The sequence below is a fragment of the Lysobacter sp. Root690 genome, from assembly GCF_001427785.1.
In the GTDB taxonomy this organism is placed as follows: Bacteria; Pseudomonadota; Gammaproteobacteria; order Xanthomonadales; family Xanthomonadaceae; genus Lysobacter.
Genome location: NZ_LMHM01000018.1, coordinates 103,242 through 119,680, shown reverse-complemented (window position 1 = coordinate 119,680; position 16,439 = coordinate 103,242). Strand labels below are relative to the sequence as shown.

Genomic DNA, 16,439 nt, shown 5'->3' with positions numbered 1-16,439 from the left:
TTGACCAACTCCGCCCGACCGCTCGTCGGTGTGGCACCTTTTCTAGGTAATTCCGACTGTTAGCATCCAGGCGTCCTCTGGGGAAGAGAAGCGCTATGGCTCTGCGTCGGTCCGCCGGCTTCACATTGATCGAACTGTTGGTGACGATCGCGATCGCCGCGATTCTGCTCGCCCTGGCACTTCCTACCTTCACCGAATCCATACGCGCCAACCGCGTTTCCACCGCGACCAACCAGATGCTGGCGACGCTCAACTTCGCTCGCTCCGAAGCGGTGCGCAGCAAGAGCAGCGCGCGGATCTGCCCGAACAACAACGGAACCGGCTGCGGCAGCGACTGGAACACCGGCCTGTTGATCTGGACCGACGAGAACGGCGACGGCGCGCTGACCGCGAACGAGATCAAGCGGGTGGTCGATCCGCAAAGCAGCATCGATTTCACCCCGCCGACCGGAGTGACCCAGATCAGCTTCGACGAGCGTGGCCGCACCTTGGACCGGGCCACCTATTCCTTCGCGCTGCAAGCGCACGAATGCAAGCCCGGCGTCTACAACCGGCGCTCGTTCGCGATCAACCGGATCGGCCGGGTCGCGGTGACCAAGGAGACCTGCCAGTGAATGCCTGGGCCGTGCGGCGGCGCGCGCCGCGAACCTCTGGCCGGAGTCGCGGCCTGAGCCTGATCGAAGTGTTGGTGGCCGTGCTCGTGCTCGGCCTGGGCCTGCTTGGTTTGGCGATGCTGCAGGCGACCAACCTGCGTCTGGCGCAGAGCGCGAACCAGCGCACGATCGCGACCAATCTGTCGAGCGATCTGCTCGACGACATCCGTTCCAACCGCTTGCTCGCGGCGCAGTACACCGGCACGTACAACGCGTCGTCGGTCGCTGCGAATACCTCGTGCGCGGTGCTGAACACGGTCACCCCGGATCAGCGCAAGACCGCGTTCACTTGCCGCATGCGTGAGGCATTGGGCGAAACCGGGGTGGCGATAGTGGACGTGCGCACCGACAAGACCGTCAACATCAGAATCCGATGGGGCGATGCCCAACGCTGGGATCCGACCAAGCCAGTCACCGAATTCGAAATGGACAGCGCGCTATGAACCGTCGTCTGCAAGCAGGCTTGTCCTTGATCGAACTCATGGTGGCGTTGCTGCTGAGCACCGTGCTGGTGCTGGGATTGATCGAAATCTTCTCGGCCTCGCGCGCCTCGTACCTGATGGCGCAGGGGCTGTCGCGCGCGCAGGAAAGCTCGCGTTTCGCGATCGATTCGCTGCAGCGCGACGTGCGCATGAGCGGTCACTTCGGTTGCGTGTCCGACCAGGCGCATTTCTACGCCGGCAACGGCAAATTCGGCGAGCTGTTCCTGTCCAACCGCGCCGACTTCAACACCATCCCGGCCGTGCGCGAGGCCCTGCGTTTCGATTACTCGATCCGCGGCTACGAAGCGCTCGCCAGCGCGCCGAACGACAGCGTCGCGATCAGCGCCACGCCGACCGCGGGCGCGTCGGCCGATTGGTCGCCGGCATTGCCGAACGCGTTCCTGACCGGTACCCAGCGTCTGCAACCCGCTCCGATCCGCGGCAGCGACATCCTGATGCTGCGGTTCCTGTCGCCGGAAAGCGCCGAGGTCACCGGTTTCACCACCGGCAATCCCGCCACGATCCTGGTCAACGGCGCGCAATGGCCGGTACTGACCGCCGCCATGCCCACGCCGGGCATATTCGGCATCGCCGACTGCCGTTCGGCGGTGATGTTCCAGGCCAGCGCGATCGCCACCGGCGCGGGCACGGTGCAGATCACCGTGCGCAACACCGGCGTGAACCAGATCGGGTTCGACGGTTCCGACACCTTCGCCTCGGGCCAAGCGCGCCTGTACCGCGCCGAAAGCTTCGTCTACTACATCGGTCTCAATGCGGCCGGCGAGCCCTCGCTGTTCCGTGCGCGCCTCAACGTGCCGCCCGGCGCGGGCGCGGTGGAACTCGACACCGGGTTGGCTGAGGAAGTGGTCGAAGGCGTGGAGAACATGCAACTGCTGTTCGCTCAGGACATCGTCACCGATCCGGCGCAGGCGCCCACCGGTGTGATCAACGGCATCCGTACCGCGGCCGGCATGTTGCCCGACAGCGAAAGCCAGGCCGGCTGGCAGCGCGTCGGCGGCGTCCAGGTGGGCTTGCTGGTGCGCGGCAACGATCGCGCCGCGGCCGCGCAGAAGACCGCGCCGACCCGCTCGCTGGGAACCCGTCTGCAACTGCCCGCGGATGGACGCTACCGCAGCGTCTACGAAACCAATATCGCCCTGCGCAACCGGTTGTACGGAAATTGAGGCCCGCCATGACTATCGTCCGTAGCCGTCGTTCCGTCTCCACCAGCCCGCTGCGCAGGCAGCGCGGCGCCGTACTGTATGTCGCCTTGATGATGCTCGTGCTGCTGGCGCTGATCGGCATCACCGCGTTGCAGGTGACCGGCCTGCAGGAGCGCATGACCTCGAGCTACCGCTCGACCAACAACGCCTTCCAGAATGCCGAGGGCCGCGCGCGCAGCAACGAGGCCGATCTGCAGCGTCAGGTGCAGAGCGGCGGCGCCGAGGTGATCGCCATCGACGAACCGTTCTGCGTGGCCGGCTTCGATCCCAGCGGTTGGGCGCGCACGATGAAGTACTCCGATCCGTTGCCGGCGAAGCTCAGCCATACCCGCCGCATCGACGAATGCGTTTCCGGCGGCACCGGCATCGGCATGGGCACCGTTCCGATCAGCGAGAACACCAACCTGATCTTCCAGGTCACGGCCTATGCCGTGGACCGCGGCACGAACCCCGGTTCGGACGCCGTCATCGACACCATCTTCGTACCCTGAGGGTTCCGCCATGGCATCCCCCCGCGTTTATCTCGCGATCCCGCTGATGCTGGCCGCCGCCGGCGCCGGGTACTGGCTGTACAACGCCAACGCCCTGCAAGCCGACGGCACGTTGGCGCAGGCGCCGTTGAATTCGAGCGTCACTATTCCGCCGGCGTTCGTCATGGCGGTCGACGACTCGGGCTCGATGACCTTCCAGACCCTGTTCCCGGGCGCCGACGGCGCCGCGTTCTGGGAGTACGACTCGCGCGCGACCAACGGCTACTTCACCGGCAGCGGCGCCAACGCGCGCCTGCGCACCCAGGCCGATGGCTTCGATTCGCGCGGCTATCACCACACCATCCCGTCGGTCGGCTATCGCATCGACACCTCGCGCGTGGCGATCGCGCCGATCGACAATTTCGGCTTCGCCCGCTCGCCCGACTACAACCCAGCGTATTTTAGTCCGCTGGTGACGTATTCGCCGTGGAAGCGGCCGAACGCGGCGAACGAGATCGTCGATTATCCGCAAGCCGATGTCGGCGCGACCCGGGTCAATCCCGATTCGGCCACGCCCACCATCGGCCTGGCCTCGGACTGGTCGGCCAACAACGGCGATGAGCGTTTCTACGTGCCCAACGGCGCGACCTTGCCGCGCAACACCGTGTATTGGATCGATCAGGCCTGCGGCGGCCTCAGCGGCTCGAACAACTGGCGCACGCTGACCAACGCGGTGACCTTGAACGCGAACTGCAATGTCGCCATCCGCTATTACCCGGCATCGTTCTATCTGAAGACCGCGACCGTGGTGCAGCCGGCCGGCACGCCGGCCGCCGATCTGTTCGGTTATTCCGCCACGCCTGTCACCGCCACCAACGCCTGCGGCGACGGCTGCAATCTGTATCGCTACGAAATCCGTCCCGGCAATTTCGGCAGCGCGGCCCAGTACAACAAGGCGATCCAGAATTTCGCCAACTGGTTCAGCTTCTACGGCAACCGCGTGCGCGCGATGCGCGCCGCGCTGACGCTGTCGCTGGAAAAGACCGAGAAGATGCGCGTCGGCATGTTCACCATCAACAGCGGCGGCGGCAGCTACAACTACGCCAACGTGACGATGCGCGACATGTCGGTCGCGACCGACAAGGCCTCGCTGTACAACGATCAGCTGCTCAGGATCGGCGCCAGCGGCGGCACGCCCAACCGTTGGGCGGTGCAGCACATCGGCCGCCAGTTCAAGCGCACCGACGCCGGCGCGCCGGTCAAGTTCGCCTGCCAGATCAACGCGGGCATGCTGTTCACCGACGGCTACAGCAATACCGACGGCCCGACGGTCGGCTCGCAGGACGCCGACATGCCCGCGCCGTTGGCCGATGCGTTCCCGAACACCCTGGCCGACACCGCCGCGTTCTATTACAAGGACACGCTGCGCACCGACCTGGGCCTGGGCAAGGTGCCGGTGCCGGAGCAGTGCAAGACCACGCCGAACGATCCCAAGCTCGATTGCCGCGCCGACCCGCACATGAATTTCTATGGCGTGACCCTCGGCGCCAAGGGCGAGATCTACGGCCGCACCTACGATCCGTTCACCAACACGCCCGATCCCTACACCGCCGGTAACGCACCGGCGTGGCGCGCGTATCAGAACGATGCGCCGAGCACGGTCGATGAAATCTGGCACGCGACCATGAACGCGCGCGGCAAGTTCATCAACGCCACCACGCCGGCCGACATCACCTCGGCGATGCGCGAGATCCTGGCCTCGGTGGGCGCGGCGAACACGCCGTCGGGCACGATCGGCCTGACCGGTTCGCGCATCGGCAGCAACACCTTGTCGGTCGAGCCGACCTATCAGTCGGCCAACAACGGCACCGACTGGTTCAGCCGCTTGAACGCGTCCAAGGCCAGTCACGACGCGGTGACCGGCACGATCACCTTCACCAATCTGTGGGAAGCGGCTTCGGGCCTGGAAACGGGCGGTCGCACGATCAACTTCGGCAAGACCCTGTCGGGCAACGTGCTGCCGCTGGTCAGCGACTTCACCGTCGCCGCGCTCGGCAGCAGCGATACCGCCGTGCTCGCCGCGCTGTGCAGCGATGCCTTGCAGAACTGCGCCGGCAAGTTCAACCGCATCGTCGGCGGCGTTACCGGAGCCGAAGCGGTCGCCTACCTGCGCGGTTCGCGCGCCAACGACGGCAACAACGGCGGCAAGCTGCGCAAGCGCACCACGCTGCTGGGCGACATCGTCAATTCGACGCCGCTGGTTTCGGCCAAGGGCGACGACTACGGTTATCGCGGCCTGCGCACCAGCGCGGGCGCCGCCGACGCGCTCAATTACGCCAATTACCTGCGGACCAAGCAGAACACCCGCAGCGCGTTCGTCTATGTCGGCGCCAACGACGGCATGTTCCATGCCTTCAACGGCGACACCGGCCGCGAAGTGTTCGCCTACATCCCGGCCACTTCGGTCGGCCACATGGGCAATCTGTTGTTCCCGTATCGCGCCGAGGACCGTAACGATCAGGTGTTCCAGCACCGTTACTACGTCGATGGCCTGGCCACTGTGTCCGATGCGCACGATGGCAGTGCCTGGAAGACCGTGGTCGCGGCCAGCGTCGGCGCCGGCGGCCGCGGCGTGTTCGCGCTCGACGTGACCGACCAGAACAGCTTGCGGGTGCTGTGGGAAATCAACGACAAGGTGTCCGACGCCAATGGCGGTAAGGACATCGGTAGCGTGCTCGGCAAGATCGCGATCGTGCCGGTCAAGCTCAGCAGCGGCGTGGTGAAGTGGAAGGCGGTGTTCGGCAACGGCTACGAAAGCGTGAACGGTAAGGCCGTGCTGTTCCTGGTCGATATCGCCACCGGCGCCGTGGAGCGGATCCAGGCGCAGGAAACCGATGCGCCGCTGCCGACCCGGACCAAGAACGGCCTGGGCAACCTGGTGGTGATCGATCGCTTCGACGGCACCGGCGCGACGGTCGGCCGCGACGGTTACGCCGACACGGCGTACGCGGCCGATCTCAACGGCGCGGTGTGGAAGTTCGACCTGCGCAACAACACCGTGGCCAACGCCAACAAGCCCTTGTTCATCGCCCGAAACAAGGACAACTTCAACGAACGTCAGCCGATCGTCGGCGGCCTGGAAGCGACCATGGCCGGCGACAACGTGATGGTGTTCTTCGGCACCGGTGCGTTCTCGTTCACCGGCGATCCCAGCGATCGCACCATGCAGACGATTTACGGCGTGATGGACCGCGGTTCGCAGGTGGTCGGTCGCAGCGAACTGCAGCGCCAGTACATCCTCGAGCAGACCACCTCGCAGGGATTGCAGGTGCGCATGATCACCGGCGAGCGCCTGGACGCGACCAAGAAGGGCTGGTACCTCGACCTGGGCGTGGATCCCGGACGTACCGGCAACCCGGTCGGCACCGGCGAGCGCTCGGTCGGCAACCTGCGACTGCAGAACGGCATCCTGTTCTTCCCGACCTACGACCCGACCAGCACCGACGGCTGTTCGACCGACGGCAACAACTGGCTGTACGGCCTGGATGCGCTCAGCGGCGGTTCGGCGCTGGCCAATGCCAAGGTCAATTCGGCGCTCGGCAACAATCTCGGCGCCGGGGTCGGCGCGGCCAAGCTCAACGGCGGTTCGGCGCCGGTCAAGGACGTGGTGGTGGTGGCGACGCCCAAGAGCGACATCCTGCCGGCGACCGCGACCCAGGAGCAGATCGCTCAGGCGGTGGCGTCGAAGTGCTCGATCATGGTGCAGACCTCCGGTTCGCAACCGCTTTACCTGCCACGTCCCTGCGGTCGCCAGTCCTGGCGCCAGATTCGATAACGAGGAAGCGACATGAAGCAGTTTCACTACAGGGGCGCGCGATCGATCCGGGGTTTCACCTTGATCGAACTCATGGTGGTGGTGGCCATCATCGGCATCTTGGTCGGCATCGCGGTGCCGACCTACCAGGACAGCGTGCGCAAGAGCCGTCGTGGCCAAGCCAAGGCCGATCTGGCCGAGGTCGCGCAGGCGATGGAGCGGCGTTACACGGTAGAGAACCGATATACCGGCGCGGATCTGGCGGCGATGCGGATGAATCAGTCGCCGAAGGACGGAGAAGCGCGCTACCGGATTTCATTCGTAGGAAACCCGACCGACAGCACGTTCACCCTCAGCGCGCAGCCGGTGGGCGGGCAGGTGGGCGACAAATGCGGCACCTTGACCCTGAGCAATACCGGCGCGAAAACGCCGGATGCGCAGACCATGCCCGAATGCTGGAACCTGCAATAACCTGACCAGTTCAGCTTGCAACGGCCCGCTCCTTCACCGGAGCGGGCCGTTTGCATTTTGCGAACTCCGGCCAGCGCGCCGCATGCCCCATCAGACAGCCGCCATTCTCACCCGCTGAGACCGAGTTGGATAAACTGCCCGATTCGCATCGCTCGGGTAGCACGATGGACGACAGTCAGCAGTCCGCCGGTTTCCAGCTGGTTTCGCCGTATTCGCCGGCCGGCGATCAGCCGCAGGCGATCGACAAGCTGGTCGCCGGTTTCGAGGGCGGCCTCGCGCAGCAGACCCTGCTCGGCGTGACCGGCTCGGGCAAGACCTACACCATCGCCAACGTGGTCCAGGCGGTGCAGAAGCCGACCCTGGTGATGGCGCCGAACAAGACCCTGGCCGCGCAGTTGTACGGCGAGTTCAAGGCGTTCTTCCCGCACAACGCGGTCGAGTACTTCGTCAGCTACTACGACTACTACCAGCCCGAGGCCTACGTGCCGTCGAGCGACACCTTCATCGAGAAGGACAGCTCGGTCAACGAGCACATCGAACAGATGCGGCTGTCGGCGACCAAGGCCCTGCTCGAGCGTCGCGACGCGCTGATCGTGTGCACGGTATCGGCGATCTACGGCCTGGGCGATCCGAACGAATACTTCCGCATGGTCCTGCACATGGTCCGCGGCGAGCGCATCGACCAGCGCGAGCTGATCCGCCGCCTGACCGAGATGCAATACACCCGCAACGACACCGAACTGCGCCGCGCGACCTATCGCGTGCGCGGCGAAGTCATCGATGTGCATCCGGCCGAAAGCGATTCGCAGGCGCTGCGCGTGGAGCTGTTCGACGGCGAGATCGAGAACCTGACCCTGTTCGACCCGCTGACCGGCGAAACCTTGGAGCGGGTACCGCGCTTCACCATCTATCCCGGTTCGCACTACGTCACCACCCGCCGCACCGTGCTCGACGCGATCGAGACGATCAAGGAAGAACTGCGGGAGCGTCTTGAATATCTGTACGCCAACAACAAGCTGGTCGAGGCGCAGCGCCTGGCCCAGCGCACCCAGTTCGACCTGGAGATGCTGGCTGAGGTCGGCTACTGCAACGGTATCGAAAACTACTCGCGGCATCTGAGCGGGCATATGCCCGGCGAACCGCCGCCGTGCCTGTTCGACTACCTGCCGCCCGACGCGCTGCTGGTGGTCGACGAATCGCACGTGACCATTCCGCAGATCGGCGCGATGTACAAAGGCGACCGTTCGCGCAAGGAAACCCTGGTCGAATTCGGCTTCCGCATGCCCTCGGCGCTGGACAACCGGCCGCTGCGGTTCGAGGAGTGGGAAGGGCGGTCGCCGCGCGCGATCTACGTTTCGGCCACGCCGGGTCCGTACGAGCTGAAGAAATCCGAAGGGCAGATCACCGAGCTGGTGGTGCGCCCGACCGGGTTGATCGACCCGGTGGTCGAGATCCGCCCGGTCGCGACCCAGGTCGACGATGTGCTCGGCGAGATCCGCGAACGCGTGGCGATGGGCGACCGTGTGCTGATCACCACTCTGACCAAGCGCATGTCGGAAAACCTCACCGAATACCTCGGCGAACACGGGGTCAAGGTGCGCTACCTGCATTCGGACATCGAGACCGTGGAGCGGGTGGAAATCATCCGCGACCTGCGCCTGGGCAAGTTCGACGTGCTGGTCGGCATCAACCTGCTGCGCGAGGGCCTGGACATGCCGGAGGTGTCGCTGGTCGCGATCCTCGATGCCGACAAGGAAGGCTTCCTGCGTTCGACCGGTTCGCTGATCCAGACCATCGGCCGCGCCGCGCGCAACCTGCGCGGCAAGGCGATTCTCTACGCCGACCGCATCACCAACTCGATGCAGCGCGCGATCGAGGAAACCGATCGCCGCCGGCAGAAGCAGGTCGAGTACAACGAAGCCCATGGCATCACCCCCAAGTCGGTGGACAAGGCGGTGGTCGACATCATGGAAGGCGCCCGGGTCGATCCCGAAGCGCTCAAGGCGCGCGGCAAGGGCCGTCGGGTGGCCGAGGACGCCGCCGACGTCGCGAGCCTCAGCCCGGCCCAGTTCGCGGCCAGGATCAAGGCGCTGGAGCAGCAGATGTACCAGCACGCCCGCGATCTGGAGTTCGAACAGGCCGCGGCGGTGCGCGATCAACTGCGCAAACTCAAGGACGCCGGACTCGGCGCCTGAGCCGGCCGGCCCGGCCCGCAGGGCGACGACAAAAAGGCTTGTCGCTCGCCGCGCGCTGGGCTAAACTGCGCCCCCTTCGCCGGGGAATTGCAGCAATGCGGCGATGCGGGCGGTTAGCTCAGCGGTAGAGCACTACCTTGACATGGTAGGGGTCACAGGTTCGAACCCTGTACCGCCCACCAACCGATCTCCGGGCTGTTCGCGCCGGATGAGGTTGGAACAAAACAAAGTATCCAGAAAACCGTCGCCCCGAAGCGGCGGTTTTTCGTTTTGGCCGTCGCTTGAACCGTCCGGCGCCTCTGCGCGCCCACGCGCGCCGCGCACACGCCGATGCCGGCATGGCCACGCAACTCAATCATTGCTCGCCCCGGGCTTGAGGCTGCGCATGTGCCGCGACTGATTTCCCGTGACATTCCTTAAGCCGACTCAAACCGTGTCCGACCCGCGAGGGCGAACCGATCCGCCGCGCTTGCGAAGGCGATCTCGCCGATCTCCGTCATCGTTTCGCTTCGGCGGCCATGGCGTTGCGCGGATGCGAACCCGCGCAGCGAGCGCTGGGCATCGAACGCCGGCAATCGGCGACGCGCGGATTGCCGCGTTGCCACCAAACGCTTCGCATCGATCGGTATCCGCGTCGCTTGCGGCGAGACGGCATCGCCACGGCAGGGCGGCGACGCCCGGTTCCATCGACGACACACACGCGAAGGAAGCCGCGATGCCGCCGAGTAACCGTTGCGAGCCGGCAGACGTCACTCCGGCTTCGGACACGCCGGTGAATCGCGCGGCAGTGGTCAGCTTCTTCGCGCGCCGGGCGCTCCGTGCCGGAGGTGGTCGCGGTTCGCGCGACGGGCGAAGCCGCCGAGAGCGATTGCTTCAACGCGTCGTCGCATCTCGCCCGGGTTGCGATGCGAGCACGGCGGATGCGTGCGCGATTTTCCCCATATTCCAGACAATTGAGACGCAAGCACCGCCGCCGGACCTAAGCTCGCATCCATTCGTCGAAACTGCTCGTCGAGACGCTCCGGCGACCCGCCGCCGACGCGCGATCGCATGGTCAAACTAGCCTCGTATGCCGAATTCGATGTGCGCAAATTGTGGTCAAAGATCAGCTAAGACACGGATTGTTTGTGAGTTTCTTGAGTTGCATCACATAGATCAGGTGTCGAAACGGCACGCGATGTCTTGTTAAGCCTCTGCGTTGCTTCCTATGCTCAAGCTGCGGCCATCCCGCCGCGCATAGCTAAGGAGTAGGCAATGTCGCAGAACGAACAGACCCGCTTGATCGGCCGCATGGTCGCCATCGAGGTTTCGATGTCCGAAGACGCTGGTAACGAAGTCTCTTTCGCCGCCGCGTCGACGTTTGTCCGCACCAAGCCGTTCAACGAGATCGATCGCGCCGACAACGGTGATCAGATTCCGTAATCCGCGCACTCCGGATTATCAAGACGATAGAGCCGGGAGGCATGCCTCCCGGCTCTATTTGCATGCGGCATCGGCCGGCTTGCGGATTACCCGTGGCCAGGTGCCGCGCAAGCCGCCGCCACCGCTCGCGCCGAACGTTTCGGCCCCGACGGAAGCGGGCGACGCGGAACGCCGCCGCCCGCCGCGCGCTCACTCGCGCATTTCGAACGAACGCGGCAGCGCGAGGTGCAGGTGCTCGGCCGGATCGACATCGCCGCGCTGCTCCATCGAATCCCAGTAATCGCGATAGCGGTACAGCGGCCGGCGCCAGTCGTAGACGAAGTTCGGATCGCGGCTCTGGCTGAACTGCACGAAGCAATCGAGCAGCTGCAGTTCGGGGTTGACCCCTTCCAGCCACAGGAACTGGCCCATCTCGTTGACTTCCAGGAACATGTACTCGCCCTGGGTCGTGACCACGAAGTCGATGCAGCCGAACACCAGGCCCATCCGCGCCATCAGCGCCAGGCAGCGTTGTTCGATCGCCTCGGGCAGCGCGTAGCGCTCGTAGCCCATGGATTCGCTGAAATCGTTCGCGCGCCAGTCGACCAGATAACCGCCGGAATTCTGCGATTTGATCTGCGCGGCGATCACCGTGCGGCCGATGACCGTGACCCGCAGTTCGTAGCTCTTGTCGAGCAAGGGCTGGTAGATGCCCGGCGCATTGGACAGCGAGGCGTCGTTGCCGAGCAGTTCCTCGCTGATCGCCGCGGTGTAGGTGGCCATCGCCTTTTCGTCCGAGACCCACGACGCCCCGGTCATCGGCTTGTAGATCAGCTTGCCGCCGTGCTCGTGAAAGAACGCGCGGATCGCGGCCGGGTCGTTCGAGATCAAGGTGCTCGGTACCGGCAGGCCGACATCGGCCGCGACTTTCAGCTGCGCCGCCTTGCGGTCGGCGCGCGCCTTGGCCGCGACCGGGTTGATCCAGAAACGCGGGCTTTCGTCGAGCAGGCCGACGGTCGCGCGGATGAACTCGTTGGCCTCGGTCTGGGCGAAGCGCGTGTCGGCCGGATGCAGGTCGGGCGATGCCTGCGGCAGATACCAGCGCCGCAGCCACACGGTGTCGATGTCGTGCGAGCCGAAGTCGCGATGATGGCGCGCGCAATGCAGCGTCACCTGTGCCGGATCGGCGTTCGCGCCGGCGCCGTCCACGCGCAGGCTGACCCCGTGTTTCTGCGGGAAATCGTGGGTGTACCAGACGTGGACGGTCTCGCCTTCGTGTTCCAGCGCCCAGGCCACGGCGCGCGCGTGGATGTCCCAGGGATCGCTGACTATCAATGTCGTCATGACAGGTCCTGTGTCGTAACGGTGGAGGAGGGTGGGGTGTTTGGTTCGGATTCGCCGGTGTCGTGCCCGCGTTGCTGCATCGCCCATAGCGCGGCGTAGCGGCCGGACGCGGCCAGCAGCGACGCGTGGCTGCCGCGCTCGACGATGCGGCCGCGTTCTAGCACCAGGATTTCGTCGGCGCCGACCACGGTCGACAGGCGGTGCGCGATCACCAGGGTGGTGCGGCCTTGCGCGGCCTGATCGAGTTCGCGCTGGATGCCGTGTTCGGTATGCGTGTCCAGCGCCGAGGTCGCTTCGTCGAAGATCAGGATCGCCGGCCGCTTGAGCAAGGTGCGCGCGATCGCGATGCGCTGTTTCTCGCCGCCCGACAATTTCAGCCCGCGCTCGCCGACGTTGGTGTCGTAGCCTTGCGGCAGGGTCTGGATGAACTCGTGGATGTGCGCGGCGCGGGCGGCGTCGAACACTTCCTCGCGGCTGGCGTCGGGGCGGCCGTAGGCGATGTTGTAGTACAGCGAATCGTTGAACAGCACGGTGTCCTGCGGGACCACGCCGATCTGTCGGCGCAGCGAATCCTGGGTGACTTCGCGCAGGTCCTGGCCGTCGACCGTGATGCGTCCGCCGGCGACGTCGTAGGAGCGGTACAGCAGGCGTGCCAGGGTCGATTTGCCGGCGCCGGTGCTGCCGACCACGGCCACGGTGCGGCCGGCCGGAATCACGAAGTCGATCGCCGCCAGCACTTCGCGTTCGCCGTAGTTGAACGAGACCTGCTCGAAGCGCACTTCGCCGCCGGACACGGCCAGTTCCGGCGCGCCGTCGCGATCGCGCACCTCGACCGGTTCGTCGAGCAACGCGAACATGCGCTCCAGGTTGGCCAGGGTCTGCTTGGTCTCGCGGTAGATCATGCCGAGGTAACTCAACGGCGCGGCCAGTTGCAGCAAGAACGCGTTGACCAGCACCAGATCGCCCAGGCTCATGCGTCCGGCGACCACGCCGTCGGTCGCGCGCCACAGCAGCAAGCTCAGGCCGGTGGCGATGATCGCGGCCTGGCCGATGCCAAGCAGCGACGCGGCCTTGAGGCTCTTGACTCCGGTGTCCTCCAGGCTGCGCAGGCGCTGGTCGAAACGACGGGCTTCGAAGCCTTCGTTGTTGAAGTACTTGACCGTTTCGTAGTTCAGCAGCGAATCCACCGCGCTGGCGTTGGCCTCGGTGTCGGCCTCGTTCATGGCCTTGTAGTAGCGCTGGCGCCACTCGGTCATGCGCACGGTGAACAGCAGATAGGCCGCCAGCGTGCCCAGGGTGATCGCGGCGAAGCTCATGTCGTAGCGGCCGACCAGGATCGCGGTGACCAGCACGATCTCGATCACCGTCGGCACCACGGTGTACAGCGCGGTGTCGAGCAGTTCCGAAACCGACGACATGCCGCGTTCGAGATCGCGGATGACCGCGCCGGTGCGCCGGTCCATATGGAAGCGCAGGCTCAGCATGTGGACGTGCGCGAACACCCGCAGCGCGACCTCGCGCGAGGTGCGCGCGAGCACCCGCGCGAACACGATGCCGCGCAGTTCCTGGAACACCGACGACGCCAGCCGCAATGCGCCATAGGTGCACAGCAGCAGCACCGGCACGGTCAGCGGGGTGGGTTTTTGATCCAGCGCATCGATCAACTGCTTGAGCAGCAGCGGCACGCCGGTGGTCGCCAGCTTGGTCGCCAGCACCAGGCTTACGCCCAGCACGACCCGGCCGCGGTAATACCAGATCGTCGGCCACAGTCGGCGAATGAGCGTCATCGCGCCGGCGCCGCCGCGGGACGCAGGCGGGGAGGGCGCTGCGGTGTCGTCCGGCGCTGAGGTTGGAAGAGGTGCGTCCGCGCTCATCCCTGGCCCGGCTGAGTGGGCTTCGCGCGCGTGTCGTGGCAACGGCCGCGTCCGTCGCGGCTGGCTTTGTTATGTCCCATCACGCCCCAAGCAGATGGCTTCCCTGTGCGGTTTACGGTACCGGAAGGCTGGGTTATTGCATATCGGCGGCACATGTCGGCGTCAGGCCGATCGTGTACGGGCATCACAGTGCCGGCGATTGCGCCGACGGTTGACTTGCCCGGCGGTGTCCCCAACTATTGACGTCTGCGACATGGCATCCGGCCGTGTCCCGAATCGAGGTGGCCCGCGACCGATCGCCGGCCGAGCGTGCGACATGGACACTACCCGCGCCCATCGCTGAACCGCCGCAGGCTCCCGCAAGCGCAGGCGCCCTCGCGGCGCTTTTTTCTTGTCCGCCGATTCGCTCGACCCCACGCGCCGGCCGGTCGGTAAACGACCTGCTCTGCCGTATCACCGCTTCGATTGCCCGATCCCGGGTCGTCGCACCCGCCGCGCAGCCGACCCCGGGTCGGCGCCAGCCGATGCGGCCACCTCATCGCCACGCCTGCCCAATCAAGACCTCAACGCCATGATCGCCATTACCCTTCCCGACGGCAGCCGCCGCGAATTCGAAAACCCCGTGTCCGTGATGGACGTCGCCGCCTCGATCGGCGCCGGTCTGGCCAAGGCCACCGTCGCCGGCGAAGTCGACGGCAAGCTGGTCGACGCCAGCGACCGCATCGACCACGACGCCAAGCTGCGCATCATCACGCCCAAGGACCCGGAAGGCGTCGAGATCATCCGCCACTCCTGCGCCCATCTGGTCGGCCACGCGGTCAAGCAGCTGTACCCGAGCGCGAAGATGGTGATCGGCCCGGTCATCGAGGAAGGCTTCTATTACGACATCTGGTTCGAGCGCCCGTTCACGCCCGAGGACATGGCCGCGATCGAAGCGCGCATGGTCCAGCTGATCGACAAGGACTACGACGTGATCAAGAAGGTCACGCCACGCGCCGAAGTGATCGAAGTGTTCGCCTCGCGCGGCGAGGATTACAAGCTGCGCCTGGTCGAGGACATGCCCGACGAAAAGTCGATGGGCCTGTACTACCACGAGGAATACGTCGACATGTGCCGCGGCCCGCACGTGCCGAATACGCGCTTTCTCAAGGCGTTCAAGCTGACCCGCATTTCCGGCGCGTACTGGCGCGGCGATTCCAAGAACGAACAGCTGCAGCGCATCTACGGCACCGCCTGGGCCGACAAGAAGCAGCTCGCCGCCTACATCGAGCGGGTCGAGGAAGCCGAGAAGCGCGACCACCGCAAGATCGCCAAGCAGCAGGACCTGTTCCATCTGCAGGAAGAAGCCCCGGGCCTGATCTTCTGGCATCCGAAGGGCTGGTCGGTGTGGCAGGTGGTCGAGCAGTACATGCGCAAGGTCTACCGCGACAGCGGCTACGGCGAAGTGCGTTGCCCGCAGATCCTCGACGTGTCGCTGTGGCAGAAATCCGGCCACTGGGACAACTACAAGGAGAACATGTTCTTCACCGAGTCGGAGAAGCGCACCTACGCGCTCAAGCCGATGAACTGCCCGGGCCACATCCAGGTGTTCAACCAGGGCCTGCACAGCTACCGCGACCTGCCGATCCGCTACGGCGAGTTCGGCTCGTGCCATCGCAACGAGCCGTCCGGCGCGCTGCACGGCATCCTGCGCGTGCGCGGCTTCACCCAGGACGACGGCCACATCTTCTGCCTGGAAAACCAGATCGAGGCGGAAGTGACCGCGTTCCACCAGCAGGCGCTGGCGGTGTACCAGCACTTCGGCTTCGACGAGATCCAGATCAAGATCGCGCTGCGCCCGGACTCGCGCCTGGGCGACGACGCGACCTGGGACAAGGCCGAAGGCGCCCTGCGCAGCGCGCTGTCGGCCTGCGGCGTGGAGTGGCAGGAGCTGCCGGGCGAGGGCGCGTTCTACGGCCCGAAGATCGAATACCACCTCAAGGACGCGATCGGCCGCACCTGGCAGTTGGGCACGATGCAGGTCGATTTCATGATGCCCGGCCGCCTGGGCGCCGAATACGTCGACGAAAACAGCCAGCGCCAGACCCCGGTCATGCTGCACCGGGCCATCGTCGGCTCGATGGAGCGCTTTATCGGCATCCTGATCGAACACCACGCCGGCCAGTTCCCGGCCTGGCTGGCTCCGATCCAGGCCACGGTCATGAATATCACCGACGCTCAGGCCGATTATGTGGCGGATGTCCGGAAAATCCTTGCAAATCAAGGGTTCCGGGTCGAGGCCGATTTGCGCAACGAAAAGATCGGCCGTAAGATCCGCGAGCACACGCTCGATCGCGTGCCGTACCTGCTTGTGGCCGGCGACCGCGAGAAGGACAATGGCATGATTGCAGTGCGTACGCGGGCAGGGGAAGACCTGGGGACGATGACCGTCGCCGAGTTCGCCTCGCGTTTGAACGCTGAGTCAGCCTTCTAACCGCGCACAGCGTGCAAAAGATCCCGTCCCGGCGGCAGT

The 16,439-nt window shown here is 65.5% G+C and carries 12 protein-coding genes and 1 tRNA gene; 10 read left to right on the top strand and 3 right to left on the bottom strand.

The window, feature by feature from the left end:
* Positions 1–95: 95 nt before the first annotated feature.
* The 8 genes from ASD86_RS23695 (at position 96) to ASD86_RS23660 (ending at position 9,490) form a co-directional block, all read left to right on the top strand.
* A complete protein-coding gene (locus tag ASD86_RS23695) occupies positions 96–614 on the top strand; it encodes a GspH/FimT family pseudopilin (RefSeq protein ID WP_056116743.1) in 519 nt (172 codons plus the stop codon).
* Entirely contained in the window at positions 611–1,096 is a 486-nt protein-coding gene (gene pilV / locus ASD86_RS23690; protein ID WP_056116740.1) for a type IV pilus modification protein PilV, read from the top strand. Before ASD86_RS23695 ends, pilV begins: the two co-directional genes overlap by 4 nt.
* Entirely contained in the window at positions 1,093–2,319 is a 1,227-nt protein-coding gene (locus ASD86_RS23685; RefSeq protein WP_056116738.1) for a PilW family protein, read from the top strand. The genes pilV and ASD86_RS23685 overlap by 4 nt, the downstream gene beginning before the upstream one ends.
* A gap of 8 nt (positions 2,320–2,327) precedes the next feature.
* Positions 2,328–2,849: a PilX N-terminal domain-containing pilus assembly protein gene (locus tag ASD86_RS23680; RefSeq protein ID WP_056116737.1), complete on the top strand. Its 522-nt coding sequence runs from the start codon at positions 2,328–2,330 to the stop codon at positions 2,847–2,849.
* 10 nt (positions 2,850–2,859) lie between these two features.
* A complete protein-coding gene (locus ASD86_RS23675; protein ID WP_056116735.1) occupies positions 2,860–6,663 on the top strand; it encodes a PilC/PilY family type IV pilus protein in 3,804 nt (1,267 codons plus the stop codon).
* Positions 6,664–6,675: 12 nt separating this feature from the next.
* Positions 6,676–7,113, top strand: coding sequence for a type IV pilin protein (locus tag ASD86_RS23670; protein WP_056116733.1), 438 nt, complete (start codon positions 6,676–6,678; stop codon positions 7,111–7,113).
* 164 nt (positions 7,114–7,277) lie between these two features.
* Positions 7,278–9,308 (top strand): excinuclease ABC subunit UvrB, encoded by a 2,031-nt coding sequence (gene uvrB / locus ASD86_RS23665; RefSeq protein WP_056116731.1) that lies wholly within the window; start codon positions 7,278–7,280, stop codon positions 9,306–9,308.
* Between the two features lie 107 nt (positions 9,309–9,415).
* Positions 9,416–9,490, top strand: a tRNA-Val gene (locus ASD86_RS23660).
* Here the strand turns inward: ASD86_RS23660 and ASD86_RS27090 are convergent.
* On the bottom strand, positions 9,461–9,667 hold the full coding sequence (locus tag ASD86_RS27090) for a hypothetical protein (protein ID WP_157477075.1): 207 nt from the start codon (positions 9,665–9,667) through the stop codon (positions 9,461–9,463). The two genes, ASD86_RS23660 and ASD86_RS27090, sit on opposite strands and share 30 nt — an antisense overlap.
* An 895-nt stretch (positions 9,668–10,562) precedes the next feature.
* On the opposite strand from ASD86_RS27090, the gene ASD86_RS27085 reads away from it, so the two are divergent.
* Positions 10,563–10,730 (top strand): hypothetical protein, encoded by a 168-nt coding sequence (locus ASD86_RS27085; RefSeq protein WP_157477074.1) that lies wholly within the window; start codon positions 10,563–10,565, stop codon positions 10,728–10,730.
* A 189-nt stretch (positions 10,731–10,919) separates the two neighbouring features.
* On the opposite strand, the gene ASD86_RS23655 is transcribed toward ASD86_RS27085, so the two are convergent.
* Both ASD86_RS23655 and ASD86_RS23650 read right to left on the bottom strand, forming a co-directional pair.
* The gene (locus tag ASD86_RS23655) at positions 10,920–12,053 is read right to left on the bottom strand and encodes a hypothetical protein (RefSeq protein ID WP_056116730.1); all 1,134 of its coding nucleotides are present in this window, start codon (positions 12,051–12,053) and stop codon (positions 10,920–10,922) included.
* Entirely contained in the window at positions 12,050–13,840 is a 1,791-nt protein-coding gene (locus tag ASD86_RS23650; protein WP_235567881.1) for an ABC transporter ATP-binding protein/permease, read from the bottom strand. The genes ASD86_RS23655 and ASD86_RS23650 overlap by 4 nt, the downstream gene beginning before the upstream one ends.
* A gap of 658 nt (positions 13,841–14,498) precedes the next feature.
* On the opposite strand from ASD86_RS23650, the gene thrS reads away from it, so the two are divergent.
* The gene (gene thrS, locus ASD86_RS23645) at positions 14,499–16,400 is read left to right on the top strand and encodes a threonine--tRNA ligase (protein WP_056116725.1); all 1,902 of its coding nucleotides are present in this window, start codon (positions 14,499–14,501) and stop codon (positions 16,398–16,400) included.
* Positions 16,401–16,439: the final 39 nt, after the last annotated feature.

Coding starts and splice junctions, on each gene's coding strand:
- ASD86_RS23695 (WP_056116743.1), top strand. CDS start 96: ATGGCTCTGCGTCGGTCCGCCGGCTTCACATTGATCGAACTGTTGGTG.
- ASD86_RS23685 (WP_056116738.1), top strand. CDS start 1,093: ATGAACCGTCGTCTGCAAGCAGGCTTGTCCTTGATCGAACTCATGGTG.
- ASD86_RS23680 (WP_056116737.1), top strand. CDS start 2,328: ATGACTATCGTCCGTAGCCGTCGTTCCGTCTCCACCAGCCCGCTGCGC.
- ASD86_RS23675 (WP_056116735.1), top strand. CDS start 2,860: ATGGCATCCCCCCGCGTTTATCTCGCGATCCCGCTGATGCTGGCCGCC.
- ASD86_RS23670 (WP_056116733.1), top strand. CDS start 6,676: ATGAAGCAGTTTCACTACAGGGGCGCGCGATCGATCCGGGGTTTCACC.
- uvrB (WP_056116731.1), top strand. CDS start 7,278: ATGGACGACAGTCAGCAGTCCGCCGGTTTCCAGCTGGTTTCGCCGTAT.
- ASD86_RS27090 (WP_157477075.1), bottom strand. CDS start 9,667: ATGATTGAGTTGCGTGGCCATGCCGGCATCGGCGTGTGCGCGGCGCGC.
- ASD86_RS27085 (WP_157477074.1), top strand. CDS start 10,563: ATGTCGCAGAACGAACAGACCCGCTTGATCGGCCGCATGGTCGCCATC.
- ASD86_RS23655 (WP_056116730.1), bottom strand. CDS start 12,053: ATGACGACATTGATAGTCAGCGATCCCTGGGACATCCACGCGCGCGCC.
- ASD86_RS23650 (WP_235567881.1), bottom strand. CDS start 13,840: ATGACGCTCATTCGCCGACTGTGGCCGACGATCTGGTATTACCGCGGC.
- thrS (WP_056116725.1), top strand. CDS start 14,499: ATGATCGCCATTACCCTTCCCGACGGCAGCCGCCGCGAATTCGAAAAC.